Annotated in this window: 23 protein-coding genes; 14 read left to right on the top strand and 9 right to left on the bottom strand. The window is 68.0% G+C overall.

Annotation, left to right across the window (positions count from 1 at the left end; all coding sequences use genetic code 11):
- Positions 1 to 118 precede the first annotated feature (118 nt).
- The gene (locus AC3A5T_RS11480) at positions 119 to 2,638 is read left to right on the top strand and encodes a S9 family peptidase (RefSeq protein ID WP_487628678.1); all 2,520 of its coding nucleotides are present in this window, start codon (positions 119 to 121) and stop codon (positions 2,636 to 2,638) included.
- Positions 2,639 to 2,953: 315 nt separating this feature from the next.
- Here the strand turns inward: AC3A5T_RS11480 and AC3A5T_RS11475 are convergent, their stop codons facing one another.
- The 4 genes from AC3A5T_RS11475 to metK all read right to left on the bottom strand — a co-directional run bounded on the left by AC3A5T_RS11475 (position 2,954) and on the right by metK (position 7,652).
- Complete coding sequence (locus AC3A5T_RS11475; RefSeq protein WP_332078464.1) at positions 2,954 to 3,685, bottom strand: proteasome-type protease; 732 nt, start codon at positions 3,683 to 3,685, stop codon at positions 2,954 to 2,956.
- Between the two features lie 64 nt (positions 3,686 to 3,749).
- Positions 3,750 to 4,757 (bottom strand): alpha-E domain-containing protein, encoded by a 1,008-nt coding sequence (locus AC3A5T_RS11470; RefSeq protein ID WP_487628677.1) that lies wholly within the window; start codon positions 4,755 to 4,757, stop codon positions 3,750 to 3,752.
- A 92-nt stretch (positions 4,758 to 4,849) separates the two neighbouring features.
- Complete coding sequence (locus AC3A5T_RS11465) at positions 4,850 to 6,262, bottom strand: circularly permuted type 2 ATP-grasp protein (RefSeq protein ID WP_332078466.1); 1,413 nt, start codon at positions 6,260 to 6,262, stop codon at positions 4,850 to 4,852.
- A 178-nt stretch (positions 6,263 to 6,440) separates the two neighbouring features.
- Positions 6,441 to 7,652, bottom strand: coding sequence for a methionine adenosyltransferase (gene metK / locus AC3A5T_RS11460; RefSeq protein ID WP_332078467.1), 1,212 nt, complete (start codon positions 7,650 to 7,652; stop codon positions 6,441 to 6,443).
- Between the two features lie 208 nt (positions 7,653 to 7,860).
- Here metK and olsF point away from each other — a divergent pair, with 208 nt between their 5' ends.
- Genes olsF through AC3A5T_RS11445 form a run of 3 tightly spaced genes read left to right on the top strand, consistent with a single transcriptional unit; the run spans position 7,861 to position 11,470 of the window.
- Positions 7,861 to 9,555 (top strand): bifunctional ornithine lipid synthase OlsF, encoded by a 1,695-nt coding sequence (gene olsF / locus AC3A5T_RS11455; RefSeq protein WP_487628676.1) that lies wholly within the window; start codon positions 7,861 to 7,863, stop codon positions 9,553 to 9,555.
- A complete protein-coding gene (locus tag AC3A5T_RS11450; protein WP_487628675.1) occupies positions 9,552 to 10,382 on the top strand; it encodes a UDP-2,3-diacylglucosamine diphosphatase in 831 nt (276 codons plus the stop codon). Before olsF ends, AC3A5T_RS11450 begins: the two co-directional genes overlap by 4 nt.
- Before the next feature lie 38 nt (positions 10,383 to 10,420).
- Entirely contained in the window at positions 10,421 to 11,470 is a 1,050-nt protein-coding gene (locus AC3A5T_RS11445; protein ID WP_487628674.1) for a metal-dependent hydrolase, read from the top strand.
- Positions 11,471 to 11,491: 21 nt separating this feature from the next.
- On the opposite strand, the gene dusB is transcribed toward AC3A5T_RS11445, so the two are convergent.
- The 4 genes from dusB to AC3A5T_RS11425 all read right to left on the bottom strand — a co-directional run bounded on the left by dusB (position 11,492) and on the right by AC3A5T_RS11425 (position 16,024).
- Positions 11,492 to 12,487, bottom strand: a complete 996-nt coding sequence (gene dusB / locus AC3A5T_RS11440; RefSeq protein WP_487628673.1) for a tRNA dihydrouridine synthase DusB — start codon at positions 12,485 to 12,487, stop codon at positions 11,492 to 11,494.
- Positions 12,488 to 12,540: 53 nt separating this feature from the next.
- Entirely contained in the window at positions 12,541 to 13,491 is a 951-nt protein-coding gene (locus tag AC3A5T_RS11435) for a ribokinase (protein ID WP_487628672.1), read from the bottom strand.
- Positions 13,492 to 13,504: 13 nt separating this feature from the next.
- A complete protein-coding gene (locus tag AC3A5T_RS11430) occupies positions 13,505 to 14,806 on the bottom strand; it encodes a NupC/NupG family nucleoside CNT transporter (protein WP_332078473.1) in 1,302 nt (433 codons plus the stop codon).
- 84 nt (positions 14,807 to 14,890) lie between these two features.
- On the bottom strand, positions 14,891 to 16,024 hold the full coding sequence (locus AC3A5T_RS11425) for a GGDEF domain-containing protein (protein WP_332078474.1): 1,134 nt from the start codon (positions 16,022 to 16,024) through the stop codon (positions 14,891 to 14,893).
- A 97-nt stretch (positions 16,025 to 16,121) separates the two neighbouring features.
- Between AC3A5T_RS11425 and AC3A5T_RS11420 the strand changes: the two genes are divergently transcribed.
- The 9 genes from AC3A5T_RS11420 to gcvH all read left to right on the top strand — a co-directional run bounded on the left by AC3A5T_RS11420 (position 16,122) and on the right by gcvH (position 24,990).
- Complete coding sequence (locus AC3A5T_RS11420; protein ID WP_487628671.1) at positions 16,122 to 17,093, top strand: aldo/keto reductase; 972 nt, start codon at positions 16,122 to 16,124, stop codon at positions 17,091 to 17,093.
- A 329-nt stretch (positions 17,094 to 17,422) separates the two neighbouring features.
- Entirely contained in the window at positions 17,423 to 17,629 is a 207-nt protein-coding gene (hemP, locus tag AC3A5T_RS11415) for a hemin uptake protein HemP (RefSeq protein ID WP_332078476.1), read from the top strand.
- 143 nt (positions 17,630 to 17,772) lie between these two features.
- Positions 17,773 to 20,004, top strand: a complete 2,232-nt coding sequence (locus AC3A5T_RS11410) for a TonB-dependent hemoglobin/transferrin/lactoferrin family receptor (RefSeq protein WP_487628670.1) — start codon at positions 17,773 to 17,775, stop codon at positions 20,002 to 20,004.
- A 2-nt stretch (positions 20,005 to 20,006) separates the two neighbouring features.
- Positions 20,007 to 20,603: a Hemin transport protein gene (locus AC3A5T_RS11405; protein ID WP_487628669.1), complete on the top strand. Its 597-nt coding sequence runs from the start codon at positions 20,007 to 20,009 to the stop codon at positions 20,601 to 20,603.
- A gap of 28 nt (positions 20,604 to 20,631) precedes the next feature.
- Complete coding sequence (locus AC3A5T_RS11400; RefSeq protein ID WP_487628668.1) at positions 20,632 to 21,579, top strand: DUF6607 family protein; 948 nt, start codon at positions 20,632 to 20,634, stop codon at positions 21,577 to 21,579.
- A gap of 263 nt (positions 21,580 to 21,842) precedes the next feature.
- The gene (locus tag AC3A5T_RS11395; RefSeq protein ID WP_332078480.1) at positions 21,843 to 22,808 is read left to right on the top strand and encodes an SPFH domain-containing protein; all 966 of its coding nucleotides are present in this window, start codon (positions 21,843 to 21,845) and stop codon (positions 22,806 to 22,808) included.
- 12 nt (positions 22,809 to 22,820) lie between these two features.
- Complete coding sequence (locus AC3A5T_RS11390) at positions 22,821 to 23,252, top strand: NfeD family protein (protein ID WP_487628792.1); 432 nt, start codon at positions 22,821 to 22,823, stop codon at positions 23,250 to 23,252.
- A 177-nt stretch (positions 23,253 to 23,429) separates the two neighbouring features.
- Entirely contained in the window at positions 23,430 to 24,524 is a 1,095-nt protein-coding gene (gcvT, locus tag AC3A5T_RS11385) for a glycine cleavage system aminomethyltransferase GcvT (protein WP_487628667.1), read from the top strand.
- A 70-nt stretch (positions 24,525 to 24,594) separates the two neighbouring features.
- Complete coding sequence (gene gcvH / locus AC3A5T_RS11380; protein ID WP_332078482.1) at positions 24,595 to 24,990, top strand: glycine cleavage system protein GcvH; 396 nt, start codon at positions 24,595 to 24,597, stop codon at positions 24,988 to 24,990.
- On the opposite strand, the gene AC3A5T_RS11375 is transcribed toward gcvH, so the two are convergent.
- Positions 24,957 to 25,436 (bottom strand): hypothetical protein, encoded by a 480-nt coding sequence (locus tag AC3A5T_RS11375; protein WP_487628666.1) that lies wholly within the window; start codon positions 25,434 to 25,436, stop codon positions 24,957 to 24,959. The two genes, gcvH and AC3A5T_RS11375, sit on opposite strands and share 34 nt — an antisense overlap.
- 400 nt (positions 25,437 to 25,836) lie before the next feature.
- On the opposite strand from AC3A5T_RS11375, the gene AC3A5T_RS11370 reads away from it, so the two are divergent.
- The gene (locus AC3A5T_RS11370; RefSeq protein ID WP_332078484.1) at positions 25,837 to 26,370 is read left to right on the top strand and encodes a hypothetical protein; all 534 of its coding nucleotides are present in this window, start codon (positions 25,837 to 25,839) and stop codon (positions 26,368 to 26,370) included.
- Positions 26,371 to 26,574 lie beyond the last annotated feature (204 nt).

Genomic DNA, 26,574 nt, shown 5'->3' with positions numbered 1-26,574 from the left:
ATCGCCTGACGGAAGCCGCGCTGCGGCGCAAGTCCCGTCGGTCCCGTCCCGCAGGCGGCGGCTGCGCCCGACTCGGCGGTTATGCTCGACGACCCGTGTGCTTCCGGATCGCCTGCCGATGTCTTCCACGATCGCCCGCCGCCGTCTCTCCGTCGTCGTCTCCGCCACGCTGCTCGTTGCGAGCCTGTCCTGGGGCGCACCCGTGCTCGCGCAAGGCGCGAATGCGGGGCAGAGCGCGGCCGCGTCGGCCGATACCGGCTACCGGTTGCCGCCCGAAGCGCTGCAGGCGATCGTCGATGCGCCGCGTCCGCCGCGGCTGCTGCTGAGCCCGCAGCGCGATCTGGCCGCATTCCTGCAGACGCCGGCGCTGCCGTCGATCGCCGAGGTGTCGCAGCCCGAGCTCAAGCTCGGCGGCATCCGCATCAATCCGAAGACCTATTCGACCAGCCGCGCCTCGTTCGTCACCGACCTGTGGCTCAAGCCGGTCGACGGCGGCGACGAACAGCGCATCGCCGGTCTGCCGGAGCCGCTGTCGCTGGCTTCGTTGCTGTGGTCGCCGGACCAGCGCCATATCGCTTTCAGCCAGGTCGACGTACGCGCCGGTGAAGTGCAGCTGTGGATCGTCAACGTGGCCACGCGACAGGCGCGCCGTCTGCTCGCGCAGCCGCTCAATGCAGTGGTCGGCAACGGCTTCGAATGGATGCCCGACAGCACCGGTCTGCTGGTGCGCCTGCGGCCGGCAGGGCAGGGCGAGCTGCCGCAGGACGAAGGCATTCCCGCCGGCCCGAACGTGCAGGAAACCGGCGCTGGCGGCACGGTGCAGCAGCTGCGCACCTATCAGGATCTGCTGCGCAGCGAGCAGGACGCACGCGTGTTCGCGCACTACATGACCAGCCAACTCGCGCGCGTGGCGCTCGACGGCACCGTGTCGCCGATCGGCGCGCCGGGCCTGACCACCAGCGCGACGACGTCGCCCGATGGGCGCCACATCCTGCGGCAGCAGATCGATCGTCCTTTCTCGTATCTCGTGCCGTACACGCGCTTCCCGCGGCGCATCGAAGTCGTCGGTCTGGACGGCAAGGTCCAGCACACCGTCGCCACGCTGCCGCTGGTCGAAGGTCTGCCGGTCGGCAACGATGCGGTGCCCACCGGCAAGCGTTCGGTGGCCTGGCGCAGCGACGCGCCGGCCACGCTGGCATGGGTGGAAGCGCAGGATGGTGGCGATCCGGCGCGCGAGGTCGCCGTGCGCGACATCGTCTACATGCAGGCCGCGCCGTTCCGCGGGCAGCCGCAGGTGCTGGCCGAACTGTCGATGCGCTACGCCGGCACGCAGTGGGGCAGCGGCGATCTCGCGCTGCTGACCGAATACTGGTGGAAGACGCGGCGCATCCGCGAATGGCGCCTGCAGCCCGATGGCGGCGACGCGGTGATGGTGCGCGACGGCTCCTACGAGGATCGCTACGCCGATCCGGGCATGGCGGTGACCATGCCCGATGCGACCGGCAACAGCCGTCTGCTGATCGCGTCGGATGGCGACAGCATCTACCGCATCGGCGATGGCGCCTCGGAGGAGGGCGACCGCCCGTTCCTCGATCGCCAGAACCTCGCCGATGGCAGCACCACGCGGCTGTTCCATTCGCAGGCGCCGTACTACGAATCGCCGAGCGCGGTACTTGATGCCGATGCGACGCGCCTGCTGACCTCGCGCGAAACCCAGACCGAGCCGGCGAACTATGTCGTGCGCAATCTGCAGGCCGCCGCTGACGGCGCGGATCCGGTTCCACTGACCGCGTTCGAACATCCGACGCCGCAGCTGCGCGACGTGCAGAAGGAACTCGTGCGCTTCAAGCGCAAGGACGGTGTGGATCTCACCGGCACGCTGTATCTGCCCGCCGGCTACGACGCCAAGCGCGACGGCCCGCTGCCGATGCTGATGTGGGCGTATCCGGGCGAGTTCAAATCCGCCGATGCCGCCAGCCAGGTCACCGATTCGCCGTACCGTTTCAACGCGATCGGCTACTGGGGTCCGCAAGCGTTTCTCGCGATGGGCTACGCGGTGTTCGCCGACGTGTCGATGCCGATCATCGGCGAGGGCGACGCGGAACCCAACGACACCTACATCGAACAGCTGGTGGCGAGCGCCGAAGCCGCGATCGACGAAGCGGTACGCCGCGGCGTCGCCGACCGTCGCCGCGTGGCGATCGGCGGGCATTCCTACGGCGCCTTCATGACCGGCAACCTGCTCGCGCATTCGCGCCTGTTCGCCGCCGGCATCGCCCGCAGCGGCGCCTACAACCGCACGCTGACCCCGTTCGGCTTCCAGGCCGAGGAACGCAACTACTGGCAGGCGCAGGAGACCTACCTGCAGATGTCGCCGTTCAACTACGCCGGCGACATCAAGGATCCGATCCTGCTGATCCACGGCGAAGAGGACAACAACTCCGGTACGTTCCCGATGCAGAGCGAACGCATGTTCGCCGCGATCAAGGGCCTCGGCGGCAATGCGCGTCTGGTGATGCTGCCCAAGGAATCGCACGGCTACCGCGCGCGCGAATCGATCCTGCACATGCTCTACGAGACCAATGCCTGGCTCGACACGTACGTGAAGAACCGGCCGGCGGAAGACGCGGCGCGCTGAGCATCAAAAGGTTGGAGCTTCACGTCACACGCTTGACGACTTCTTTCGAGCGGACTTGGGCCTTTCCGCGCGTAAAGTAATAGTCTGCAGCAGCCGGACACCTCTCCCTCCGGGAGAGGTCGACGCGCAAAGCGCGTCGAGTGAGGGGCGGGGCTCTACACAGAAGCCGTCTAAAGCACCCTCATCCGCCCTCCGGGCACCTTCTACCCCGGCGGGCACGTCGCCCCAAGGGGGAAGGGAAGACACTGGTCTGTTGATCTCGGGTTCGGCCCGAGTTGAAACACGACACGTATCAGCGCGAGCAGACCGCTCAGATCAAGCCCACTCAGGCGACGGCAACTCCGCGACCGCGCGCCGCATGCTGTCGTTCCAGTGATTGCGGATCGACTGCAGATACGCGTCGCCGTCCTCGAAGCGCTGCTGGATCTCGACCTTGAAGCTGTCGCGCCTGTAGACCAGCAGGTCGATCGGCGGGCCGACCGAGAGGTTGGAGCGGATCGTCGAATCGAACGACACCAGCGCGCACTTGGTCGCGGTGACCAGATCGGTGTGGCTGTTGATCACGCGATCGAGGATCGGCTTGCCGAACTTGATCTCGCCGGTCTGGAAGAACGGCGTCTCGCCGGCGCTCTCGATGAAGTTGCCTTCCGAATACACCAGGAACAACCGCGGCGCCTCGCCGGCGATCTGGCCGCCGACGATGAAGGACCCGCTGGGATCGATACCGCCGTCGCGCAGGTAGGCCTCGTCGCGGCCGCGGATTTCGCGCATCGCATCGCCGACCACCTGCGCCACCTGGAACATCGATTGCGCGTTGAGGATGCCGATGCGTTCGGGTTCGTGGCGCGCGCGATGCTCGAGCAGATTGAGCACGTTCTGCGTCAGCGAGAGGTTGCCCGACGACAGCGTCACCACCACGCGTTCGCCGTCCTGGGCGAAGACCCGCATCTTGCCCGCTCGGCGGATGTGGTCCACGCCGGCGTTGGTACGCGAGTCGGAGGCCAGCACGAGGCCTTCGTCGAGGTTGAGTCCGATGCAGTAGGTCATGTCATGTCGCGGTACAGCGCAATTGCAGGCGCCATTGTGCCCCGCGATGACGGGCAGTGACAGCTCAGGACGTGCGCTGCCATTGCGATTGGCGCATGACCGGTGGTGCGACGGGCGCCGCGCCGGTGGTCATGAACTGCCGGTGGATCTCGTCGCCGAGCTTCGACAGCCGCGACATCGTGTCCTGCAGCCACGGTTCCAGGCCGCCGGCGATGATCTCGTCGATGTGCGCGTAGCGTGCCTGCGCGGCCAGTGCGCCGGCCTGGCGGGCGACTTCCAGCGATTCGCCGCCCGACAGTTGCTGGAGAATCTGATGGATCGCGCCGACACAGGTCTGCAGCGAGCGCGGGTTGTCGTCGTTGAGCAGCATCAGCGCGGCGACGCCGGCCGGGCTGACCGATTCGCGATACAGGCGGCGGTAGGTTTCGAACGCCGACAGCGCCTGCAGCAGCGCGCTCCACTGGAAGTACTGCGTGGCATCGCGCGCTTCGCCGGTCTCGGGCAGTTCCTCGTCGCTGCTGATCATGTCGAGCAGGCGGATCGACCAGTCCGCGCGTTCGATGAAAGCGCCCATCTGCAGGAACTGGTAGCCCTCGCCGCGGCCGAGCGTGCCGATGGTGATGCCGCGGAACGCGGCCGAGCGGGTCTTGACCCACTCCAGCGCGCTGCTCAGGCCGTCCTGGCGCAGACGCGCGCCGTCGAAGCGGCGGATCTCCAGCCACGAACTGTTGAGGTCTTCGTACATCTCGGCGGTGATCGCGACGCGCTGCGCACGTGCGTTCTCGCGCGCGGCGCGCAGGCAGCTGTAGATCGAGCCCGGATTGTCGGGCGACAGCAGCAGATGCTGGACGACGCTCTCGGCATCGATGCGGCCGTGCGCCTGCTCGAACTCCTGCGCCGAGCCCAGCGAGTCGAGCGCGCGACGCCACGGCGCCGCCTGCGCCTTGCCGCGGTCCAGGCGCTCGGGCAGCAGCGCGATGCGCTGGGCCATGTCCAGCAGGCGCGCGGTGTTCTCGGCGCGCTCCATGTTGCGGGCCACCCAGTAGAGATCGTTCGCGGTGCGGCAGAGCATGGGTCAGCGCCTGTTCGGATGGCCGGCACGCGACGCGCCGTTGGACGTGTGTGTGCGGGCCCGGGCGCCGGGGCAGGCGGGCATCGCGCGGCTCATGCCTCCATCACCCAGGTGTCCTTGGTGCCGCCGCCCTGCGACGAGTTCACGACCAGCGAGCCTTCGCGCAGCGCGACGCGGGTCAGGCCACCGGGCACCACGTGGATGCGGCGTCCGCTGAGGATGTAGGGCCGCAGATCGATGTGGCGCGGCGCGAGGCCGCTCTCGACGTAGGTCGGGCAGGTCGACAGCGACAGCGTCGGCTGGGCGATGTAGTTGCCCGGATCGGCGAGGATGCGCGCGCGGAATTCCTCGATCTCCGCCTTCGTCGACGCCGGCCCGACCAGCATGCCGTAGCCGCCCGCGCCATGGACTTCCTTGACCACGAGTTCGGGCAGATGTTCGAGCGTGTACTTGAGGTCGTCCTTGTTGCGCAGCTGCCAGGTCGGCACGTTGTGCAGGATCGGCTCTTCGCTGAGGTAGTAGCGGATCATCTCCGGCACGTACGGGTACACCGACTTGTCGTCGCCGACGCCGGTGCCCGGTGCATTCGCCAGCGTGACGTTGCCGGCGCGGTAGGCGCCGAACAGGCCGGGCACACCCAGCATCGATTCGGGGCGGAACACGGTCGGGTCGAGATAGTCGTCGTTGATGCGGCGATAGATCACGTGCACGCGCTGCGCGCCGCGCGTGGTCTGCGCGTAGACCATGTCGCCCTGCACGAACAGATCCGCGCCCTCGACCAGTTCTACGCCCATCTGCTGGGCGAGGAACGCGTGTTCGAAATAGGCGGAGTTCGCTGCGCCCGGCGTCAGCACTGCGACCACCGGGTTGTCCACGTTCGCGGGTGCGCACTGGCGCAGCACTTCGAACAGGGCATCGGGGTACCGCTCGACCGGCGCGATCTGCTGGCGCGCGAATAGCTCGGGCGTGAGCCGCGCCATCATGCGGCGGTTCTCCAGCATGTAGGACACGCCGGAGGCCACGCGCAGATTGTCTTCGAGCACGTAGTACTCGCCGTCGCCGGCGCGCACCAGATCGATGCCCGACACATGGGAGTAGGTGTTGCAGGCGACCTTGAGGCCCTGCATTTCCTTGCGGTACTCGCTGTTGTCGAGCACCAGTTCGGTGGGGATGCGGCCGTCGCGCAGGATGCGCTGGTCACCGTAGATGTCGCCCAGAAACAGGTTCAGTGCGTGCACGCGCTGGCGCAGGCCGGCTTCGAGCATTCTCCACTCGTGCGCCGGCAACACGCGCGGCACGATGTCGAAGGGGATCAGGCGTTCGTTGCCCGATTCCTCGCCGTAGACGGAGAACGTGATGCCCACCCGGTGGAAGGAGATTTCCGCCTCGCGCCGCTTGTGCGCGACCTGTTCGTCGGGCGTGGCCTGCAGCCAGTCGTCGAAGCCGCGATAGTGCGGGCGGACATGCCCGTCGGCATCGTGCATCTCGTCAAAGCTGGGCGGCATCGGGTGACAGGCTCCGTGGGCAGCACGCGGGCGGATCTGTGCTGCACTGCACAGATAGCATGCGAACTCCGCGATGCACAACGGGTGATGGCAGGGGAACGCCCAACGAAAAACGGGCCGCATGTGCGGCCCGTTCCCGGAAGTGACGCAGACGCGGCAGACGCCGCAGCCCGATCCCTTACTTCAGCTTTGCGTCCGCGCGCAGCGCGTCGGCGCGATCGGTCTTCTCCCACGAGAACGACGTCGCGTTCTGCGACTTGCCGGCACCGTCGGTGTAGCTGAAGTCCTTCGGCTTGCGGCCGAAGTGACCGTAGGCCGCCGTCTGCTGGTACATCGGGTGGATCAGGTCGAGCATCTGGATGATGCCGTACGGGCGCAGGTCGAAATGCTTGCGGATCAGCTTCTCGATCTTGTCGTCCGGGATCTTGCCGGTGCCGAAGGTCGTCACCGAGATCGAGGTCGGCTCGGCGACACCGATCGCGTAGGACACCTGCACTTCGCAACGGTCGGCGAGGCCGGCTGCGACGACGTTCTTGGCGACGTAGCGCGCGGCGTACGCGGCCGAGCGGTCGACCTTCGACGGATCCTTGCCCGAGAACGCACCGCCACCGTGGCGCGCCCAGCCGCCGTAGGTGTCGACGATGATCTTGCGGCCGGTCAGGCCGCAGTCGCCGACGGGACCGCCGATGATGAACTTGCCGGTCGGGTTGATGTGGAACTTGGTGCCCTTGTGCAGCCACTTGGCCGGCAGCACGGGCTTGATGATCTCTTCGCGGACGGCCTCGATGAGATCCTTCTGCTTGACGCCCGGATCGTGCTGGGTCGACAGCACCACCGCGTCGATCGCGGTCGCCTTGCCGTCCTCGTAGCGCAGCGTGACCTGCGATTTCGCGTCGGGACGCAGCCACGACAGGTTGGAATTCTTCTTCTTGCGGATCTGCGCCTGGCGCTCGACGAGGCGGTGCGACAGGTGGATCGCGGCCGGCATGTAGCTGTCGGTCTCGTTGGTCGCATAGCCGAACATCAGGCCCTGGTCGCCGGCACCCTGCTGCTCGGGGTTCTTGCGGTCCACGCCCTGGTTGATGTCGGGCGACTGCTTGCCGATCAAATTCAGCACGCCACAGGTCTCGCCGTCAAAGCCGACGTCGGAGCTGTTGTAGCCGATGTCGAGGATCACCTTGCGGGTCAGCGCTTCCAGATCGATCCACGCGCTGGTCGTGACTTCGCCGGCGACGATCGCCACTCCCGTCTTGACCATGGTTTCGCACGCCACGCGGGCGCGCTTGTCCTGCGCGAGGATCGCGTCGAGGACGGCATCGGAAATCTGGTCGGCGATCTTGTCCGGGTGGCCTTCGGAGACCGACTCGGAGGTGAAGAGATAGCTGGACATCAGGCCTATATCCCTATATTCGGATGAAAAGATGGGCCGAAATGATACAGCGCCGGCCGCGGAATTGCATTGTGCCCTGCCCAGGATTGCGCTGCGGTTAAGCGCACCGTTGCCGATGCCGCGACTGTCACAGGCCTGAAAGCGCGCTGCAATGCGCGCGACGCGGCGCAGGCACAGGCTGCGCGCATCCCGCCCGCACTGGCACACCATGCTCCGGATCGAGGATCGCCTTCGGCAGCGCTGGCCCGACTGGTTCCGCGGCCGCCGCGCCCGCATCACCCGCCCGCTGCTGCGCGGCATCGGCCACTGGTCGCGCTTCGACGACATCTACGCCTTCCTGGCCGGCAGCGCCCACCTCTCCGGATTCGACTTCGTTGCCGCCTGCAGCGAGCACCTGGGCCTGCGCTTCGAGGTGGGCGATGCCGACGTCGCCCGCATCCCGGCACGCGGCCGGTTGCTGGTGGTCGCCAACCATCCCTCCGGCGCGCTCGACGCACTGGCGCTGCTGGCCTGCATCGGCCGGGTGCGCCGCGATGTGCGCATCGTCGCCAACGACCTCCTGTCGACGGTCCAGCCGCTGGCGCCGCTGATGCTGGGCGTGCGGATTCTCGGCGGCCGGCCGACCGAAGCCAGCATCGCCGCGGTCGAAGCCGCGCTGCGCGAAGACGCCTGTGTGGTGATCTTCCCGGCCGGCGAAGTCTCGCGGCTCGGGCCGGGTGGGGTGCGCGATTCGCGCTGGCGTCGCGGTGTGCTGCGCTTCGTCCGCAACACCGGCGCGCCGGTGTTGCCGGTGCGCATCGAGGCGCGCAATTCGCCGCTGTTCTACGGCGTCTCCGCGCTGTACCGGCCTGCCGGCACCGCGCTGCTCGCGCGCGAGATGTATGTGCGGCGTGGCCGGCCGCTACGCCTGCGCATCGGCACGCCGCTGGCCTTGCCGGCCGACGGCGATGGCGACGCCGCGCTGCGTTCGCTGCGCCGCCAGCTCTATGCGATCGGCACCCGCCGAGAGGCCTGCGCGCAGGGCCAGGTGCCGCTGGCGCGTCCGGCATCGCCTGCACGTCTACGCGCGGCGGTCGCAATGACGGAATGCCTGTGCGAACTCGGCGCGGGTCAGCAGGTGCGGCTGCTGCGCGGTGACCTGCGCAATCCGCTGCTGCGCGAGATCGGCCGCCTGCGTGAGCTGACCTTCCGCCGGGTCGGGGAGGGCACTGGACGCGCACGCGATCTCGATGCCTTTGACGCGCATTACGACCACATCGTGCTGTGGGACGACACGGCGGCGCGCGTCGTCGGCGCCTATCGCGTCGCCTGCGGCGCGGACGTGCTCGCGCAGCGCGGACTCGACGGTTTCTACTCGGCATCGCTGTTCCGCTACGCCGATGCGGCGCTGCCGCGGCTGCAGGCCGGCATGGAGCTCGGCCGCAGTTTCGTCGTGCCCGAGTGCTGGGGAGGCCGCGGGCTCGATGCGCTCTGGCAGGGCATCGGCGTGTATCTGCAACGTCATCCACAAGTACGCTGGCTGTACGGACCGGCGTCGATCAGTGCGGCGCTGCCGCGCGATGCACGCGAACACCTGGTCGCGTATTTCCAGCGCTACCACGCCGGCGATGGACTCGCGATCGCGCGCCGCCCGTTCGCGTTCGCCGGCGACGCGCCGTCGTTCGGCGATCTCGACGCCGCATCCGCGCTGACGCGACTGAAGGCCGGCCTCGCCGCGTTCGGCGCCGGCGTGCCCACGCTCTACCGCCAGTACGTCGAGCTGTGCGAGCCGGGTGGCGCGCGCTTCCTCGCGTTCGGCGTCGATCCCGACTTCTGCAATTCCGTCGACGGCCTCGTCGAACTGGACCTGCACCGCCTGCGTCCGCACAAGCGGCGCCGCTACCTGGGGAAGACCGACGCATGAGCCTGCCGACCCGACTCCCGCCGCCGCGCCCGCATCACCGCGCGGTGTTCGTCTCCGACGTGCACCTCGGCGCCAAGCATTGTCACGCCGCGGAACTGGCCACGTTCCTCGATGGCCTGCGTTGCGACCGGCTGTATCTGGTCGGCGACATCGTCGACCTGTGGTGGATGGCGCAGCGCCGCGCGCGCTGGGGTGCGCCGCAGATCCGTGTGGTCGAAGCGCTGCATGCACTGCGCCGTGCCGGCACGACGATCGTCTACGTGCCCGGTAACCACGACCGCGCGCTGCGTCGCGTCTGCGGCCTCGCGCTGCCGGCGATGCAGGTGCGCCGGCGCGCCGTGCACGAAACCGCCGATGGCCGCCGCCTGCTGGTCACCCATGGCGACGATTACGACGCCATTACCCATTTCGGCGGCCTGCAGGAACGGTTCGGCGACTGGCTCTACTACCGCATCCTCACCGGCAACCAGTGGCTCAACCGGGCGCGTCGGCAACTCGGCATGCGCTACTGGTCGCTGTCGGAGTTCCTCAAGTCGAAGAGCGGAGCGGCCGAGCGCTACATCGAACGCTTCGTGCAGGCCGGTCTCGACGATGCGCGCCGCCGCGGCCTCGACGGCATCGTCTGCGGCCACATCCATCGCGCGTCGCTGGTCGAACGCGACGGTCTGGTCTACGCCAACGACGGCGACTGGGTCGAAAGCCTGACCGCGCTGGCCGAAGCGCAGGACGGCAGCCTGCGCCTGCTGTCGCACCAGGGCGAGGTGCTCGCGGCCCTGCCGGCGCGGGCCGCGAAAGTGGCGGCCGAACACGTGCCGCGCGCGGCCTGACGCATCCTCGTCGCGTGGCCGACTGCTAGCATCGACGGATGGATTCCCTGACCCAGATCGTTCTCGGCGCATCGGTCGCCGCTGCCATCGTGCCTGCCGCCCATCGTCGTGCCGCGCTCGCCGCCGGTGCCGTGCTCGGCACCCTGCCGGACCTCGATGGCTTTCCGATCGCGCTGATGACCGACGATCCGGTGCTGCGGATGACCCTGCATCGCGGGCTCACGCATTCGCTGCTGGTGCTGCCGCTAGTCGCGGTCGGCATCTGGTGGCTGTTCAAGCGCTTCGGCAAGGGCCGCGTCGCCGAGTCGCCGGTGCGCTGGTTCTGGGCGATCGCGCTGGCGCTGATCACCCATCCACTGCTCGATGCGTTCACCGTCTACGGCACCCAGCTGTGGTGGCCGCTCACGCCACCGCCGGCGATGTGGTCGAGCGTCTTTATCATCGATCCGCTGTACACGGTGTGGCTCCTGATCGGCGTACTCGTCGCCGCGTTCGCCGGCCCGCGCCTGATCGCCGGACGCATGATCGCCGCCGGGCTCGTGTTGAGCACGGCGTACCTGGGCTGGTCGCTGGTCGCCAAGACGCTGGTCGACCGCGAGGCCGATCGCGCGCTGGTCGCGATGGGTATGGGCGATGCGCCGCGGTTCTCGGTGCCGATGCCGGCCAATACCGTGTTGTGGCGTGTCGTCGCGATGACCGACGACGGCTACGTCGAGGGCTTCCGCTCCCTGGTGGCCGATCAAGGCCCGATGCGGTTCACTGCGTACTCTTCCGATGTCGCCGCGCTGCGCGAGAACGCAGGTCTGCCCGCCGTGCAACGACTCGCGTGGTTCAACCACGGCTTCATGGGCGCGGCCGTCGTCGACGACACCCTGCAGCTCAGCGATCTGCGCATGGGCAATGAGCCCGACTATTTCTTCCGCTTCGATGTGGCGCGGCGTGCGGGCGATGGCTGGCGATCGATCCCGCCGGTGCAGCCGCCGATGGCGCGCGATCTCGCCGGTACGTGGAATGCCACCTGGGCGCGCATCTGGCACGAGCCGGCATCGCCCGGACTCGAGACGGGCGAGGCCGTCGGCAGCCATTGAGCCCGTGTCGGACGGGCGGGCTCAGGCCGCGAGCGTCGGCCGGATGTCGCCGGCGACCAGCGCATCGAAGTAATCGCGGGTCAGCGCGATCTGCGCCTCCGCGGTCTCGGCGCGGTTGACCACACTGCGGAACGCCGCGTTTTCGGGCCGGTCCTTGGCGTACCAGCCCAGATGCTTGCGCGCGATGCGCACGCCGGAGGTCTCGCCGTAGAACGCGTGCAGCGCGTCGAGATGGCCGAGCAGGATGTCGCGCACTTCCGTCAGCGTGGGCGGCGGCAGATGCGTACCGGTGGCGAGGAAGTGCGCGATCTCGCGGAAGATCCATGGCCGGCCCTGCGCGGCGCGGCCGACCATCACCGCATCGACGCCGGTGTGGCGCAACACCGCCAGCGCCTTCTCCGGCGAGTCGATGTCGCCGTTGGCGAGCACCGGAATCGACAGCGCCGCCTTGATCGCGGCGATCGTGTCGTACTCGGCGGTGCCGGTGTAGTGCTGGTCGCGCGTGCGGCCGTGCACGGCGAGCGCGGCGATGCCGGCATCCTGCGCGATGCGCGCGATGGTCGGCGCGTTGCGATGCTCGGCACACCAGCCGGTGCGGATCTTCAGCGTCACCGGCACGTCGACCGCGCGCACCACGGCATCCAGGATGCGCGCGACCAGCGCCTCGTCCTGCATCAGCGCCGATCCGGCCCAGGCGTTGCAGACCTTCTTCGCCGGGCAACCCATGTTGATGTCGATGATCTGCGCGCCGTGGTCGACGTTGTAGCGCGCGGCGTCGGCCAGCATCGCCGGCTCGGTGCCGGCGATCTGCACGCCGACCGGCGCGGGTTCGCCGTCGTGGTCCATGCGCCGCAGCGACTTCTCGGTCTGCCAGAAGCGCGGATCGCTGATCGTCATTTCAGACATCGCCAGCCCCGCGCCCAGCCGCTTGCACAGCTGCCGGAACGGCTTGTCCGTGACCCCGGCCATCGGGGCCAGGACCACGTTCGGTTCGATGCGGTAGGGACCGATCTGCATGCCGCCATTGTCGCCGATCGACGGAATGCGGCGCTCGCGGCCGATCCGGGTGTTCAGCCGCCGGCGACGAGCCGCGGCATCGCCAGCGCGGCGCCGACGTGCTCGGTCGACAGACCGGCGTAACGGTTGGCGAAGCGCACGTGTTCGGCGAACGGATGCGCATGCGCGGCGGCGTAGGCCGCGGCGAGGGCGCCATTGAACGCATCGCCTGCGCCGGTGGTGTCGACGGGTTCCACCTTGTCGGCAGCCACGCGATAGAACGGCACGTCGTCGCCGCGCAGGAGGTCTTCGCGGTGCGAGACGAACGCGCCGGCGGCGCCGAGCGTGATCACCACCGTGCCGCGCGGCAGCAGGGTGCGGCACAGGCGGTGCAGTTGCGCGTCCGGCGTGCCGGCGATCGCATCGCTGTCGATGCGGTGGCTGGTGTGGCGTTCCAGCAGCGCGGCGAACTCGGTTTCGTTCGGCGTGAGGATGTCGGCCGCGGCCAGCAGTTCGCGCAGGCACTGCGCGTTCGCCGGTGCCGGGTTGAGCATCGTGATCGTGCCGGCCGCGCGCGCCAGGCGCATCGCTTCGAGCACGCTGTCGAGCGGCGATTCGAGCTGCGACAGCAGCACGCGCGCGCCGGCGAGCGCCGCGGCCTGGCGGCCCAGCCACGCGACGCTGAGATCGGCATTGGCGCCGGCGCCGATGACGATGGTGTTGTGGCCGGCTTCGTCGACGTAGATGCCGGCCGTGCCGGTGGGCTGGCTGCTGTCGTGCACGCGCAGGTCGATGCCATCGGCTTCGGCCAGCGCACGCGCCTGACGGCCACCGTCGTCGTTGCCCAGTGCGCACAGGAAGCCCGTCTCGGCGCCCGCGCGCGCGGCCGCGACGGCCTGGTTGAAGCCCTTGCCGCCCGGACCTGTGTGGTAACGACCGCTCAGCGTTTCGCCCAGGCGCGGCAGCGTGGCGCAGTTCCAGACATGGTCGACATTGAACGACCCGACGACGACGACGTGACTCACGCGAATAATCCGATCAGGCGCCGATGTAGGTCAGCACGCCGGCGATGGTGGCCGTCATCAGCGTGGCGATCGTGCCGCCGAGCACCGCGCGCAGGCCGAAGCGCGCGAGGTCCTGGCGACGGTCCGGGGCGAGCCCGCCGATGCCGCCGATCTGGATCGCGATCGAGCTGAAGTTGGCGAAGCCGCACAGCGCATAGGTCGCGATCAGGCGGCCCTGCTCGCTGAGCACCACGCCGTCGACGCGGCCGTTGACGATGTCGGCCAGCTGCAGGTACGCGACGAATTCGTTGATGACGATCTTCTGGCCGATCAGCGAACCGACCACCGAAGCGTCCTGCCACGGCACGCCGATCAGCCACGCGATCGGCGCCAGCACGAAGCCGAAGATCGTCGCCAGGTTGGTCGGCTTGCCGATCGCCTCGGCCAGGCCGGTGACCTCGCCGATCCACTCCAGCGGATAGTTCACCATCGCGATCAGCGCGATGAAGGCCAGCAGCATCGCGCCGATATTCAGGGCCAGACGCAGGCCGTCACCGGCGCCCGCGGCCGCGGCGTCGATGATGTTGCTGGTGGTCTTCTCGACCTCCATCTTCACCGTGCCGCGGGTCAGCGGCTCGCCGGTTTCGGGAATCAGGATCTTGGCGATCACCAGCGTGGCCGGCGCGGCCATGATCGACGCGGCCAGCAGATGCTTGGCGTAGAACGCCTGTTCTTCCGGATTGCCGCCGCCGAGCATGCCGACGTAGGCCGCGAGCACGCCGCCGGCGATGTGCGCCATGCCGCCGATCATCATCGTGATGAGCTCGGATTCGGTCATGCGCGAGATGTAGGGGCGCACCGTCAGCGGCGCTTCGGTCTGGCCGATGAAGACGCTGGCGCAGACGCTGGTGGTTTCGGCGCCGGAGACGCGCATCACCTTGGTGATGGCCGAGGCCATGATCCGCACGATGAACTGCATGATGCCCAGGTGGTACATCACGCCCATCAGCGCGGCGAAGAAGATGATCGTCGGCAGCACCTGGAAGGCGAAGATGAAGCCGTAGGTCTCGACGTTCATCAGGCTGCCGAAGATGAACTCCGAGCCGGCGTTGACGAACGAGAGGATCTTGACGAAGCCGTGGCCGAGCGCGTCGAACACCTCGCGGCCACCCGGCACGCGCAGCACGACTGCGGCGAACGCGATCTGCAGCGTCACGCCGGTGGCGACCAGTTTCCAGTCGACCTTGCGCTTGTTGTTGGAGAACAGCCACGTGATCGCGAGCAGCACGGCCAGTCCGAACAGGCCGAAGCCGATCCGCGTCAAGTCATCCATCATGGCCCCCGGGCCCTTCGCCAAGTCGCGCAGCCTAGTGCAGCGGGCCGGCCCGGGCAACCACAGCGCCTGTGAAAACGCCGTCGTTCAGGCGTCACGCGCTTCCACGCGGTTGCGTCCGGCGCGTTTGGCCTGCTGCAGGCGCCGGTCGGCGACGCCGAGCAGGGCCGACACGTCGCCGCCGTCGGGTGGGAACGCGGCGAGCCCGGCGCTGAAGCTCAGCGGCAGGGGGCGCCCGTCGCGGTCGACCACCAGCGACTCGCAGGCCATGTCGCGTCGCAGCCGGTCCAGCCGCTCCCACGCGCTGCCGGCCGGACACCGCAACAGCAGCACGAACTCCTGGCCGCCGATCCGCGACAGCGATTCGTCGTCTTCCAGCATCGTCTGCAATCGCAGGGCGATGCCGCGGATCGCGCGATCGCCCGCGCGCGGGCCGGCATCGGCATTGATCCGGCGGAAGCCGTCGAGATCGAGGAGGCCCAGCGTCAGCGATCGGCCTTCCCGGCGCGAGTCGGCGAGCTGCCGTGGTGCGTGCTGCAGCAGCCAGGCGCGGTTGGGCAGGCCGGTCAGCCCGTCGCGCCCGGACAGATCCACCAGCCGCTGCATGCGATAGACGACCGCGCAGGCGACCACCGTCATCATCGCCAGCAGCAGCAGGCGCTCGACCTGGCCGGCGACCGAAGCCACGCCGTAACCGAGTGACGCCGGGCGCGCCTCGCCGGTGCCGGCCATCAGCGCGATCGCCAGCGCCGCGTACTGCACGACCGCCAGCCCGCCCACGTACACGGCCAGGCGTCCGTCGTTGCGCAGCGCGGTGAGCGCGATCGCCAGCATGTAGAAGTTCCACACCACCACGCTGTTGAGCGCGGCCGCCGGCTCGCGTGTCGCCAGCAGCACCAGCACCAGCGTGGTCATGCTGATGTCGTAGCTGGCGGTCGCGTAGGGCAGCCAGGGATGACGACGCTGGCGCCGGGCAAGCGCCAGCCAGACCTGGGCCATCAGGTTCGCGAACACCGCCAGCGCAAGTCCGACGACGACGGTGCGGGTGCCATGACCGCCGCTCGCGGCGATCAGCGGCAGCAGCAGGATCAGCAGAGAAAGCGCGGCGCGGACGCGCGCAACCATCAGTTCGCCGCCGGCGCCGAGTTCGAGCATCACCTCGTCGGCGCGGCCGAACAATGTGGCGACGACGCCCTGCCGGGTGCGTTGCGGTGCGCGCATCGAGACGGTCCCTGTGGCAGCTGCGGCAGCATAGCGCGGGCGGTCGCCGGTGGACGGCGGGCATACTTTGCGCATTCCGACCGTTCCAGGAGTTTCCATGCAGTACCGCCGCCTCGGCTCGTCCGGCCTGCAGCTGTCCGCGTTGTCGTTCGGGGCCTGGGTCACCTTCGGCAGCCAGATCGGCCGCAGCGAAGCGCGCAACCTGGTCGCGGCCGCGTGGGACCACGGCATCAATTTCTTCGACAACGCCGAGGGCTATGCCAACGGCGCGGCCGAACAGGTCATGGGCGACGTCATCGCCGATCTGCGCCTGCCGCGCGACGGCTATTGCGTATCGAGCAAGGTGTTCTTCGGCGCGGCCGCCGATCCGCGTCCCACGCAGCGCGGTCTGTCACGCAAGCACGTGCGCGATGCCTGCGACGCGGCACTCAAGCGCCTGCGCGTCGAGCATCTCGATCTGTACTTCTGTCATCGGCCCGATCCCGACACTCCGGTCGCCGAAACCGTCTGGGCGATGGACGCGCTCATCCGCCAGGGCAAGGTGCTGTACTGGGGCACGTCCGAATGGCCGGCGGCGCTGATCCGCGAAGCCGACCGGATCGCGCGTGCGCATCATCTGCACGGTCCGACGATGGAGCAGCCCGAGTACAACCTGCTGCGCCGTGAGCGCGTGGAGCTGGAATACGCCCCCCTGTATGCCGAACTCGGACTCGGCACGACGATCTGGTCGCCGCTGGCCTCCGGCCTGCTGACCGGCAAGTACGCCGACGGCGTGCCGGCCGACAGCCGCCTCGCGCAGCCGCAGCTCGAATGGCTGCAGGGCAGCGTGCTCGGCGATGCGAACGCCAACCGCGTCGGACGGGCAGGGCGCTTCACCGCGCTCGCCACCGAACTCGGTGTCGCGCCCGCGCCGCTGGCGATCGCGTGGTGCCTGACCAATCCGCATGTCTCGACCGTGCTGCTGGGCGCGAGCCGGGTGTCGCAACTGCTCGAAAACCTGCAGGCGCTGGAGTTGCTCGGACGCTTCGACGACAGCGTGTGGCGGCGGGTAGAGGCGGTGACGGGGTGAGGTGCAACTCTTGAAGAGTGATTGCGCGCTTGAACGCGCGCGATTGCGCTTTACGTCCTCCCCCGCAAGCGGGGGAGGGTTGGGTGGGGGCAATCCGTCGGCTCCCGTAGACGTCTGGGTCGTGCACTTGTCACTCGGCGCGGCGCTTTTTGCTTCTGATCGCGCTCGAGACCGGTTGGTCTCCCTCTGACCGTTCGCCCCCTCCCAGCCTCCCCTGCAGGCGGGGAGGCGGAAAGCGGATCAAGCGTGTGCAGTTTCCAAATGACATCCGCTCTTGACTGGCGAATGAGAATCACTATCATCGAAATCCTCTTCCGGAGGATTCCGACATGCGCGTATCCCAGTTCCAGGAGGCATCCGCTCCCCGCGACGCCCACGACGCCGGCAACGTCCATCCGTTGACCCGCGCACCCGAGGTCATCGAGCTCGACAGCGTCCAGCTGTTGCGCGGCCAGCGCGAACTGCGCATCCGCCACGGCAACGAGATCTACCGTCTGCGCCATACGCGCAACGACAAGCTGATCCTCACCAAGTAATCCGCCTTCGCGTGTCGTGGCCCGGTCCCGATGGGCCGTGCGCGCGACGCGCCGTGTCACCCAACCCTCTCCCCAGAGGCTGCCCGCCCGCGCGATCCTCCCCGCGCCCGCCAGCTCGCCGATCTCCACTTTCGCGAGCGCCCATGCGTCCCAGCCTGCTGTCCGTTTCCCTGGCCCTGTGCCTGTCGTCCACCGCCGTCCTCGCCGCACCCGAAGGCGAGCCGCGCGACTTCGACCAGATCGTCGTCACCGCCACCCGCACCGAACGTGCGATCAGCGACGTGCCCAATACCGTCGACGTGATCGACCGTGCGCGCATGGACACGTTGCTGGTGCGCGACATCGCCGATCTGTTCCGCTACGAGCCGGGCATCACCGTCGGCAGCAGCTTCGGTCGCTTCGGGCTCAACGACATCCGCATCCGCGGCCTCGGCGGCAACCGCGTGCGCATACAGACCGACGGCATCGCGGTGCCGGATGCGTTCGCGATCGGCAGCTTCTCCAGCGCCAACCGCAACTTCGTCGATCTCGAAACGCTCAAGCGCGTCGAAGTGGTGCGCGGGCCCACGAGTTCGTTGTACGGCTCCGACGCGCTCGGCGGCGTGGTGTCGTTCGTGACCAAGGACCCGTCCGACTATCTGCGCGCCGGCGACACCGCGCACTTCGGCGCCAAGATCGGGTTCGAAGGCGTGAACGAAGGCCTGATCGCCGGCGCGACCGCCGCCTTCGGTGGCGAGCGCTGGTCGGGCCTGGTCGCGGTGAGCCATCGCCAGGGCAAGGAAACCGAAAACATGGGCGAGATCGGCGGCGAAGGGGCTGCCCGCACGCAGGCCAACCCGCAGTCGTCGAACGGCCGCAGCGTGCTCGGCAAACTGGTATTCGCGCCCAGCGACACGCAGCGCTTCAAGCTGACGGTCGACGGCAACGAGGACGACGTCGAGACCGACGTGCTGAGCTCGTACGGCTTCCAGAGCCTGACCCGCGCGACCAATACCCAAGTGCTTGGCGATGACCACCAGTCGCGCGCACGCATCACCTTCGGCCACGAACTCGACGACATGTCGTCGGCGTTGGCCGACAGTGTCGACTGGCAGGTCTACCGCCAGGACAGCCGCACCCGGCAGGACAGCGTGGAAGTGCGTCGCGTGCCGTCGGACGCCGAGACGATCCGCGACCGGCGTGAACGCGAGTTCTATTTCGACCAGCGTAGCTATGGCCTGCAGGCGAATGCGCGCAAGACGTTCGAGACCGGCAGCGTCGAACACGCACTCGCCTACGGCATCGATATCGAGCGCACCGAGACGAAACAGAAGCGCGACGGACGCCGCATCTTCCTCGATACCGGCGTGGTCACCAACGTCATGTCGCCCGACACCTTTCCGGTGCGCGACTTCCCGATCAGCGAGACCACCAAGGCCTCGCTGTACGTGCAGGACGAGATCGCATTCGCCGATGGTGCGTTCCGCCTCGTGCCGGCGGTGCGCGTCGACCATTACCGGCTGGAGCCGGAAGTCGACACGATCTTCCGCGAGGACAACCCGACCACGCAGGTTGCCGACCTCAGTGAAACGAGCGTGTCGCCGAAGCTCGGCTTCGTGTGGACGTTCACCGATGCCTGGTCGCTCTACGGCGGCTACGCCCGCGGCTTCCGCGCGCCGCCCTACAACGACGTCAACATCGGCTTCACCAATTTCCAGTTCGGCTACACGGCGATCCCGAATCCGGATCTGAAGTCTGAAACGAGCGACGGTCTGGAACTGGGGCTGCGTTACTCGGGCGACGCCGCCTACGCCAGTCTCAGCACCTACTACACGCAGTACGACGACTTCATCGAATCGACGCGCTACACCGGCATCGATCCCGTATCCGGACTGATGGTCTACCAGTCGCAGAACATCGCCGATGCGCGCATCCGCGGCGTCGAGTTCAAGGGCGGCGTGTACTTCGACAGCGTCGCGCCCGCGCTCGCGGGCTGGCAGCTGCGCGGCGCGGCGGCGTGGTCGCGTGGCGAGGACCGGACCACCGGCGAGGCGCTGACGAGCGTGGACCCGCTGACCGCGACACTCGGCGTCGCGTTCGACCAGACAGCATGGGGCGCCGAACTCGCGGGCCGCTTCGTCGGCCGGCGCGACCGGCTGCCGACGGCGCCGGCCGGCAGCACCTATTTCGAAAGTTCCGGCCATGCGGTGCTCGATCTCTATGCGCACTGGAATTTCGCGCCGGGCGCGCGCCTCGACGCCGGGGTGTTCAATCTCGCCGACCGCAAGGTCTGGCAGGCGGGACTGGTGCCGCTGGTCGCTGCGAGCAGCGCCACGCTCGACCGCTACACCGCGCCGGGCCGCAACGTCGCGGTCAGCCTGTCGGTCGACTTCTGACCATGGCCACCGCCCTGTCGCCGGCCATTGCAAGCGTCGTCCCCACGCCATCGCAATTGGCGGCGCTGGGCACGGTGTTGTGTCTGCACCGCCCGGGTGCCGCGCGCGAACTCGGCGGCTGGTCGTCGGCGCGCCGCGCGCAGGCGCATGCCGGCCTCGACCTCGACGGCATGCATGAGAGACTGCGCTTCTTCGACGCCGACGATGCCTGTTGCTGGCAACTGCATCTGCTGCCCGACAGCGACTTTCTCGCTTGGGAGCGTCTCGCCGCTGATCTCCCGCGTTGCAGCGATGTGGCGCCCGGGGGCATCAGCGAGCGTCTGTGGCGGGGCCTTGCGCAGCGCATCCGCGGCGGCGCCTGGGAGGCCAGCGTGCTGCGTTTCCGGTCGGTAGCGGCGGAACCGGAGGACGGCGGGCCGATGCTGGTCGCCAGTCTCGGCACGCTATCGCCGCTCGGCATCGATTGCGCGCGTCGCATCGCGCGCGGCCACGGCATCACGCCGTCGTCCTCGCTCGACGACTGCTGCTGCCGACGCGCAGCCGCGGCCGCCGGAACCGCGTCGCCCGACGCGTACCGCCATCCGATCCCTCTCTCCTGACGTTTCCCGACCACGAGGTTCCACCGACATGACACCGCAAGCGACCGCGCTGGCACTCGCCGCCCTGCTGGCCTCGACCGCCGCACCGGCTGCCACCCGCACGCCCGCAACCCCGTCCGAGGCCGACCGCAGCGCGATCCTCGGCATGCAGGGCGAATACACCGTGCGTTTCCTGTTCGACGAGACCGTCGTCCTCGCGCCTGGTTACACGCGCAAGGACCCCAAGCGCAGCGGCGGCGACGAAGTCGTCATCGTCGTCGAGGACACGCCGACCAAGATCGTGCTGCAGCATCTGCTGCTCGACGTCAAAAGCGGCCACGTGATCAAGCACTGGCGTCAGGACTGGACGTTCGAAGCGCCGACGCGCTGGGAGTTCGCATCCGACCAGACCTGGCGCCAGCGCGACGTGCCCGCCGAACTGGTGCGCGGCGGCTGGACCCAGTGCGTGTTCGAAGTCAGCGATGCGCCGCGCTACTGCGGCAGCGGTCGCTGGGTCCATGAGAACGGCGCATCGACGTGGACATCGGATGCCGGCTGGCGTCCGCTGCCGCGCCGCGAATACACCACGCGCGAGGACTACAACGCGCTGGCCGCGGTCAACCGCCACACCATCGTGCCGGGCGGCTGGACCCATGAGCAGGACAACCGCAAGGACGTCCGCGATGCAGCCGGCGCGGTCACCTCGAGCATCGTCCGCGAGACCGGCTTCAACGATTACGTGAAGACCGATGCGATCGACTTCACCCCGGCCTACGACTACTGGAGGGCGACGCAGGACTACTGGGCACGGGTGCGCGCGCGCTGGGATGCGCGACTGTCCGCGCCGGCAGGCGTGCATCTGAAGACGAAGGTCGACGGCATGGCGCTGATCGTCCCGTTCTTCGAACAGGCGCAGACCGTGCAGGACGGCGGCAGCGTCAGCGATGCGCAGATCGACGCCGTATTCGCGCAATGGGTGGATACGCCGCGCGACTGAAGCCGGTCTACGCCTTCCCCCGCGCGCGGGGGAAGGCGGGATGGGGGCAAACCTGCCGACCCCTGTGTCAACGGATTCAGTCGCGGTCGTCGCCAACAGCTGACCACTCACCCACGATCACATCGATTGAAGCCTGACGGTTCGTTCCCGCCCAACCCTCCCTGTTGCACAGGGGAGGGCGTTTTCACGCCGATCGGTCCGCGACACCCTGCGCCTATACTCGACGCCAGCGGCATCGGCCGCCCGCACACAAGGATCGAACTATGGGAACCGGACTGTTTCTCGCCGTGGTACTGGCACTCGCCGGCGTCGTCGTGCTGTTCAAGACCGTGCGCATGGTGCCGCAGGGGTTCGAATGGACCGTCGAGCGCTTCGGCAAGTACACGCACTCGATGGCGCCGGGCCTGCATTTCCTGATTCCGGTGGTCTACGGCGTCGGCCGCAAGATCAACATGATGGAGCAGGTGCTGGACGTGCCGAGCCAGGAAGTCATCACCCGCGACAACGCGGTCGTGCGCGTCGACGGCGTGGTGTTCTTCCAGGTGCTGGACGCGGCCAAGGCGGCGTATGAAGTCTCGAATCTGGAGATCGCATCGATCGCGCTGGTGCAGACCAACATCCGCACCGTGATCGGCTCGATGGACCTCGACGAGTCGCTCAGCAACCGCGAGCGCATCAATGCGCAGCTGCTCAATGTCGTCGACCACGCCACCAATCCCTGGGGCATCAAGGTCACGCGCATCGAGATCCGCGACATCCAGCCGCCGCGCGACCTCATCGACTCGATGGCCCGGCAGATGAAGGCCGAGCGCGAACGCCGCGCGGTGATCCTCGAGGCCGAAGGCCACCGGCAGTCGGAAATCCTGCGCGCGGAAGGCGACAAGCAGTCGTCGATCCTGCAGGCCGAGGGCAAGAAGGAAGCCGCGTTCCGCGAGGCCGAAGCGCGCGAGCGTCTGGCCGAAGCCGAGGCCAAGGCGACCGAGATGGTGTCCAACGCGATCGCCAATGGCGACGTGCAAGCGATCAACTACTTCGTCGCGCAGAAGTATGTCGAGGCGTTCAAGGAACTGGCGATGGCGCCGAACCAGAAGTTCGTGCTGATGCCGATGGAGACCAGCGGCCTGATCGGCTCGATCGCCGGCATCGGCGAGCTCGCGCGCGAGGCGTTGTCGGGCAAGCCGACGCCGCCCGCGCCGCCGCCGGTCCAGCGTCCGCACGCCGGAGTCTGAGCCATGGACTGGATGCGCTGGGATGTCGCGGGTTGGGGTGCGCTGGCCCTGCTGCTGATGGCGGCGGAGACGCTGGCGCCGGGTGCGTTCCTGCTGTGGATGGGCTTCGCCGCCGCGGCGGTGTTCCTGGTCGCGCTGTTCGCGCCGGGGCTGACCCTGTTGACCCAGGTCGCGTTGTTCGTCGTGCTGAGCTTCCTGTCCGCGCTGGTCTACCAGAAGTTCTTCCGCAAGCGCGCCCGCCAGAGCGACCAGCCGCTGCTCAACCGTCGCGCGCAGCAGCACGTGGGACGCGTGCTGCCGCTGGAGCAGGGGATCGTCGACGGCCGCGGCCGGATCAAGATCGGCGACGCGTTCTGGGTCGTCGAGGGTCCGGATCTGCCCACCGGCGCGCCGGTGCGGATCACCGGCACCGACGGTGTGAACCTGCACGTCGAAGCGGCCTGAGTTGCGTGACGTCCTCCCCCGCACGCGGGGGAGGCTTGCGTGGGGGCGAACCGTCGTGCGGGTGATCGCACCACCAGGCGAAGCGTCCTGGACTTCGGCACATCTCTGCGACCGGTCCCCCGCGGCCGGCGCGCCCGACCTGCGATAATCCCGGCTTTCCGCTTGCGAGCCGGCCAGATGACGCAGAAGACGATCCTCAACGATGCCCACCGTGCGCTCGGCGCACGCATGGTCGATTTCGGCGGCTGGGACATGCCGCTCAACTACGGCTCGCAGATCGAGGAGCACCACCACGTCCGCCGCGACGCCGGCATGTTCGACGTCAGCCACATGACCGTTGTCGATCTGCGCGGCGCGGGCACGCGCGATTTCCTGCGACGCCTCGTCGCCAACTCGGTCGACAAGTTGAAGGTGCCGGGCAAGGCGCTCTATACCTGCATGCTCACGCTCGACGGCGGCATCGTCGACGACCTGATCGTCTACTTCATGGCCGACGACTGGTTCCGCCTGGTCGTCAACGCGGCGACGCGTGACAAGGACCTGGCGTGGATCGCCGCGCAGGCCGCCGACTTCGATGTCGCCGTGACCGAGCGCCCGGAGCTCGCGATGATCGCCGTGCAGGGCCCGCAGGCGCGCGACACGGTCGCCACGCTGCTGGGCGACGACGGCAAGACCGTCGCCAAGCTCGGCCGCTTCGCCGCCGCCGCGCTCGAGGGCACCGCGTTCGGCGATCTGTTCGTCGCCCGTACCGGGTACACCGGCGAGGACGGGTTCGAGATCGTCGTCGGCGAGTCGCACGCGGTCGCCCTGTGGACGGCGCTGCATGAAGCGGGCGTCGCACCGGCCGGTCTCGGCGCGCGCGACACGCTGCGCCTCGAAGCCGGCCTCGCGCTCTACGGCCAGGATATGGACGAGACCGTGTCGCCGTTCGAAGCCGCACTCGGCTGGACCGTCGCCCTCGACGAAGGCCGTGCGTTCAACGGCCGTGCGCTGCTGGAGTCGCAGGCCGACGGCGCGCCGCGGCAGATGATCGGTCTGGTGATGGACGACAAGGGCGTGCTGCGTCACGGCCAGACGGTCGCGACCGCGAACGGCGCCGGCGAGATCCTGTCGGGCACGTTCTCGCCGACGATCGGCAAGGCGATCGCGTTCGCGCGCGTGCCGGCCGGCGAGCCGGGCGAGGTCACGGTCGACATCCGCGGCCGCCAGGTGCCGGTGCGTGTGGTCAAGTTCCCGTTCGTCAAAAACGGACAGCCCGCCGACGGCGTCTGATGCGCGACGCTCGGCATCGTCGTTACACTAGCCCCACCTTCCCGATCGAACGTTTTCCCCGGAGCCGACCATGAGCGAAATCCCTGGCGACCTGAAATTCCTGAAGTCCCACGAGTGGGTCCGTATCGAAGGTGACGGCAAGGTCACCATCGGCATCTCCGACCATGCCCAGGGCCTGCTCGGCGATCTGGTCTACGTCGAATTGCCCGCCGTCGGCGACGACATCCAGGCCGGCACCGGCGTGGCCGTGGTCGAGTCGGTCAAGGCCGCGTCCGATGTCTATGCACCGGTCTCGGGCACGATCACCGCCGTCAACGAGGCACTGGCCGACAAGCCGGAGACGATCAACGAAGACGCCTATGGCGAGGGCTGGTTGTTCGTCGTCGAACTGAGCGAACCCGACCAGCTCAACGAGCTGCTGGCGCCCGACGATTACGCCGAGCAGATCGAGGGCGAAGAAGACTGACGTCTTCGCGCGAACGTCGTGCACATCGACCGGTGCGTTCCGAGAGGAACGCGCCGGTTTTCATTTCCGGCGTTCCGAACCGACGACGTGACGGCGGCGTCGTGCGAGGTCGTCGCGCCGCGACCGTCGACGCCCTCGATGCACGACGCGAACGTCGGTCGACGCGTTCGGAGGCCGCGCATTTTTCGCGCAAACCGATCCCGCAACCGCGCAAACGTGTCGCGCGCGGCACAGCCGGATTTACGTTGCGGTCGGGTGGGTGATTCTTTTTTCACCACGCCGGAAATGCCTGCGTGCGCAGGCTCGAAATGCACGCGATGAAAGCGCGCCGATGCATTGATGCCTTTTTTTATGATGTTTTGCGAAAGCGGTTCGCGTGCGATGCGCGGAGTCGCATGCCGGATCGCACCGCGTGCGTGGCATCGCCGCACCGCGTCGCCCGACACGCGTGCCGGCGGCGCCGGAAAAATTTTGCGACGACCTGTTGACAGTGGAAAAAACCGTGATTAGGTTTCGCGGAAACACACGTCCGCAACGAAACGAGTGAGTCGAACCACGACACCAGCGCGCAGCACAACTCGAACCTCTGCCAGGAACATCACACGGTGGATGCGGGCATCGTCTCCGCTGCGAAATCTCCCCACACATTTTCCCGACCTCCGCGACAGATCTGGCGCGTGCAGGTTTCCGCTTCACCGGGGCGACGTCGTGCAGTCGACGACCCACCCTTCGAATCCGGTCCGATGCGCGGTGCGCGTCGGCGGTTGTGCGCGGGTCCAACTCCCGCGTGCCGTTTGAGAACTGGGCCGCTGTACATGCAAGTCCACTGACGAGGAGAGCCATTCCATGGCCACGAAGAAAGCCGTAAAGAAAGCGCCTGCCAAGAAGGCGGCCAAGAAGACCGCGAAGAAATCCACCGCCAAGAAGGTGGTGAGCAAGGTCAAGAAGGCTGTGAAGAAGGTCGCGAAGAAGGTCGCCAAGGTCGCCAAGAAGAAGCCGGCGGCGAAGAAGACCACCAAGAAGGTCGCGAAGAAGAAGGTCGCTGCCAAGAAGACCGCGAAGAAGGCAGCGAAGAAGACCACCAAGAAGGTCGCCAAGAAGAAGGTCGCCAAGAAGTCCGTAGCGAAGAAGGCGACCAAGAAGACCGCCAAGAAGTCGACTGCGAAGAAGGCTGCGAAGAAGGCGACCAAGAAGTCCGCGACCAAGAAGACCGCGAAGAAGTCGACTGCCAAGAAGGCCACGAAGAAGGCCGCCACCAAGAAGGCAGCGACCAAGAAGTCTGCAACCAAGAAGGCCGCGACGAAGAAGCGCGCGCCTGCCAAGCGCACCAAGAAGTCCGCGCCGGTCGTGATTCCGCAGATGCCGACGCCGCTGATCTGATCTGACGTAGCTGCACTTCGTCATCGAAAGCGCTTCCTCCGCGTGCCCAGGCGGAGGAGGCGTTTTTTTTTGCCCGTGGTAGCCGCGCAAACAGACGCATCGCCGCCGCGTAGGATGGGTAGAGCGGAGCGAAACCCATCGCCTTCATTCGAACCGCACCCACCTTAGGCAGTCCCGGGTCCCGGAGACCAGAGCGAACTCGCC

This window comes from Luteimonas sp. Soil_C_16, from assembly GCF_057657295.1.
The sequence above is the reverse complement of the archived record's forward strand: the minus strand, read 5'-3'. Positions and strand labels throughout refer to the sequence as shown.

What these genes read in the sequence shown, in the direction of transcription:
- AC3A5T_RS11480 (WP_487628678.1), top strand. Translation starts at nt 119, where the DNA reads ATGTCTTCCACGATCGCCCGCCGCCGTCTCTCCGTCGTCGTCTCCGCC.
- AC3A5T_RS11475 (WP_332078464.1), bottom strand. Translation starts at nt 3,685, where the DNA reads ATGACCTACTGCATCGGACTCAACCTCGACGAAGGCCTCGTGCTGGCC.
- AC3A5T_RS11470 (WP_487628677.1), bottom strand. Translation starts at nt 4,757, where the DNA reads ATGCTCTGCCGCACCGCGAACGATCTCTACTGGGTGGCCCGCAACATG.
- AC3A5T_RS11465 (WP_332078466.1), bottom strand. Translation starts at nt 6,262, where the DNA reads ATGCCGCCCAGCTTTGACGAGATGCACGATGCCGACGGGCATGTCCGC.
- metK (WP_332078467.1), bottom strand. Translation starts at nt 7,652, where the DNA reads ATGTCCAGCTATCTCTTCACCTCCGAGTCGGTCTCCGAAGGCCACCCG.
- olsF (WP_487628676.1), top strand. Translation starts at nt 7,861, where the DNA reads ATGCTCCGGATCGAGGATCGCCTTCGGCAGCGCTGGCCCGACTGGTTC.
- AC3A5T_RS11450 (WP_487628675.1), top strand. Translation starts at nt 9,552, where the DNA reads ATGAGCCTGCCGACCCGACTCCCGCCGCCGCGCCCGCATCACCGCGCG.
- AC3A5T_RS11445 (WP_487628674.1), top strand. Translation starts at nt 10,421, where the DNA reads ATGGATTCCCTGACCCAGATCGTTCTCGGCGCATCGGTCGCCGCTGCC.
- dusB (WP_487628673.1), bottom strand. Translation starts at nt 12,487, where the DNA reads ATGCAGATCGGTCCCTACCGCATCGAACCGAACGTGGTCCTGGCCCCG.
- AC3A5T_RS11430 (WP_332078473.1), bottom strand. Translation starts at nt 14,806, where the DNA reads ATGATGGATGACTTGACGCGGATCGGCTTCGGCCTGTTCGGACTGGCC.
- AC3A5T_RS11425 (WP_332078474.1), bottom strand. Translation starts at nt 16,024, where the DNA reads ATGCGCGCACCGCAACGCACCCGGCAGGGCGTCGTCGCCACATTGTTC.
- AC3A5T_RS11420 (WP_487628671.1), top strand. Translation starts at nt 16,122, where the DNA reads ATGCAGTACCGCCGCCTCGGCTCGTCCGGCCTGCAGCTGTCCGCGTTG.
- hemP (WP_332078476.1), top strand. Translation starts at nt 17,423, where the DNA reads ATGCGCGTATCCCAGTTCCAGGAGGCATCCGCTCCCCGCGACGCCCAC.
- AC3A5T_RS11410 (WP_487628670.1), top strand. Translation starts at nt 17,773, where the DNA reads ATGCGTCCCAGCCTGCTGTCCGTTTCCCTGGCCCTGTGCCTGTCGTCC.
- AC3A5T_RS11405 (WP_487628669.1), top strand. Translation starts at nt 20,007, where the DNA reads ATGGCCACCGCCCTGTCGCCGGCCATTGCAAGCGTCGTCCCCACGCCA.
- AC3A5T_RS11400 (WP_487628668.1), top strand. Translation starts at nt 20,632, where the DNA reads ATGACACCGCAAGCGACCGCGCTGGCACTCGCCGCCCTGCTGGCCTCG.
- AC3A5T_RS11395 (WP_332078480.1), top strand. Translation starts at nt 21,843, where the DNA reads ATGGGAACCGGACTGTTTCTCGCCGTGGTACTGGCACTCGCCGGCGTC.
- AC3A5T_RS11390 (WP_487628792.1), top strand. Translation starts at nt 22,821, where the DNA reads ATGCGCTGGGATGTCGCGGGTTGGGGTGCGCTGGCCCTGCTGCTGATG.
- gcvT (WP_487628667.1), top strand. Translation starts at nt 23,430, where the DNA reads ATGACGCAGAAGACGATCCTCAACGATGCCCACCGTGCGCTCGGCGCA.
- gcvH (WP_332078482.1), top strand. Translation starts at nt 24,595, where the DNA reads ATGAGCGAAATCCCTGGCGACCTGAAATTCCTGAAGTCCCACGAGTGG.
- AC3A5T_RS11370 (WP_332078484.1), top strand. Translation starts at nt 25,837, where the DNA reads ATGGCCACGAAGAAAGCCGTAAAGAAAGCGCCTGCCAAGAAGGCGGCC.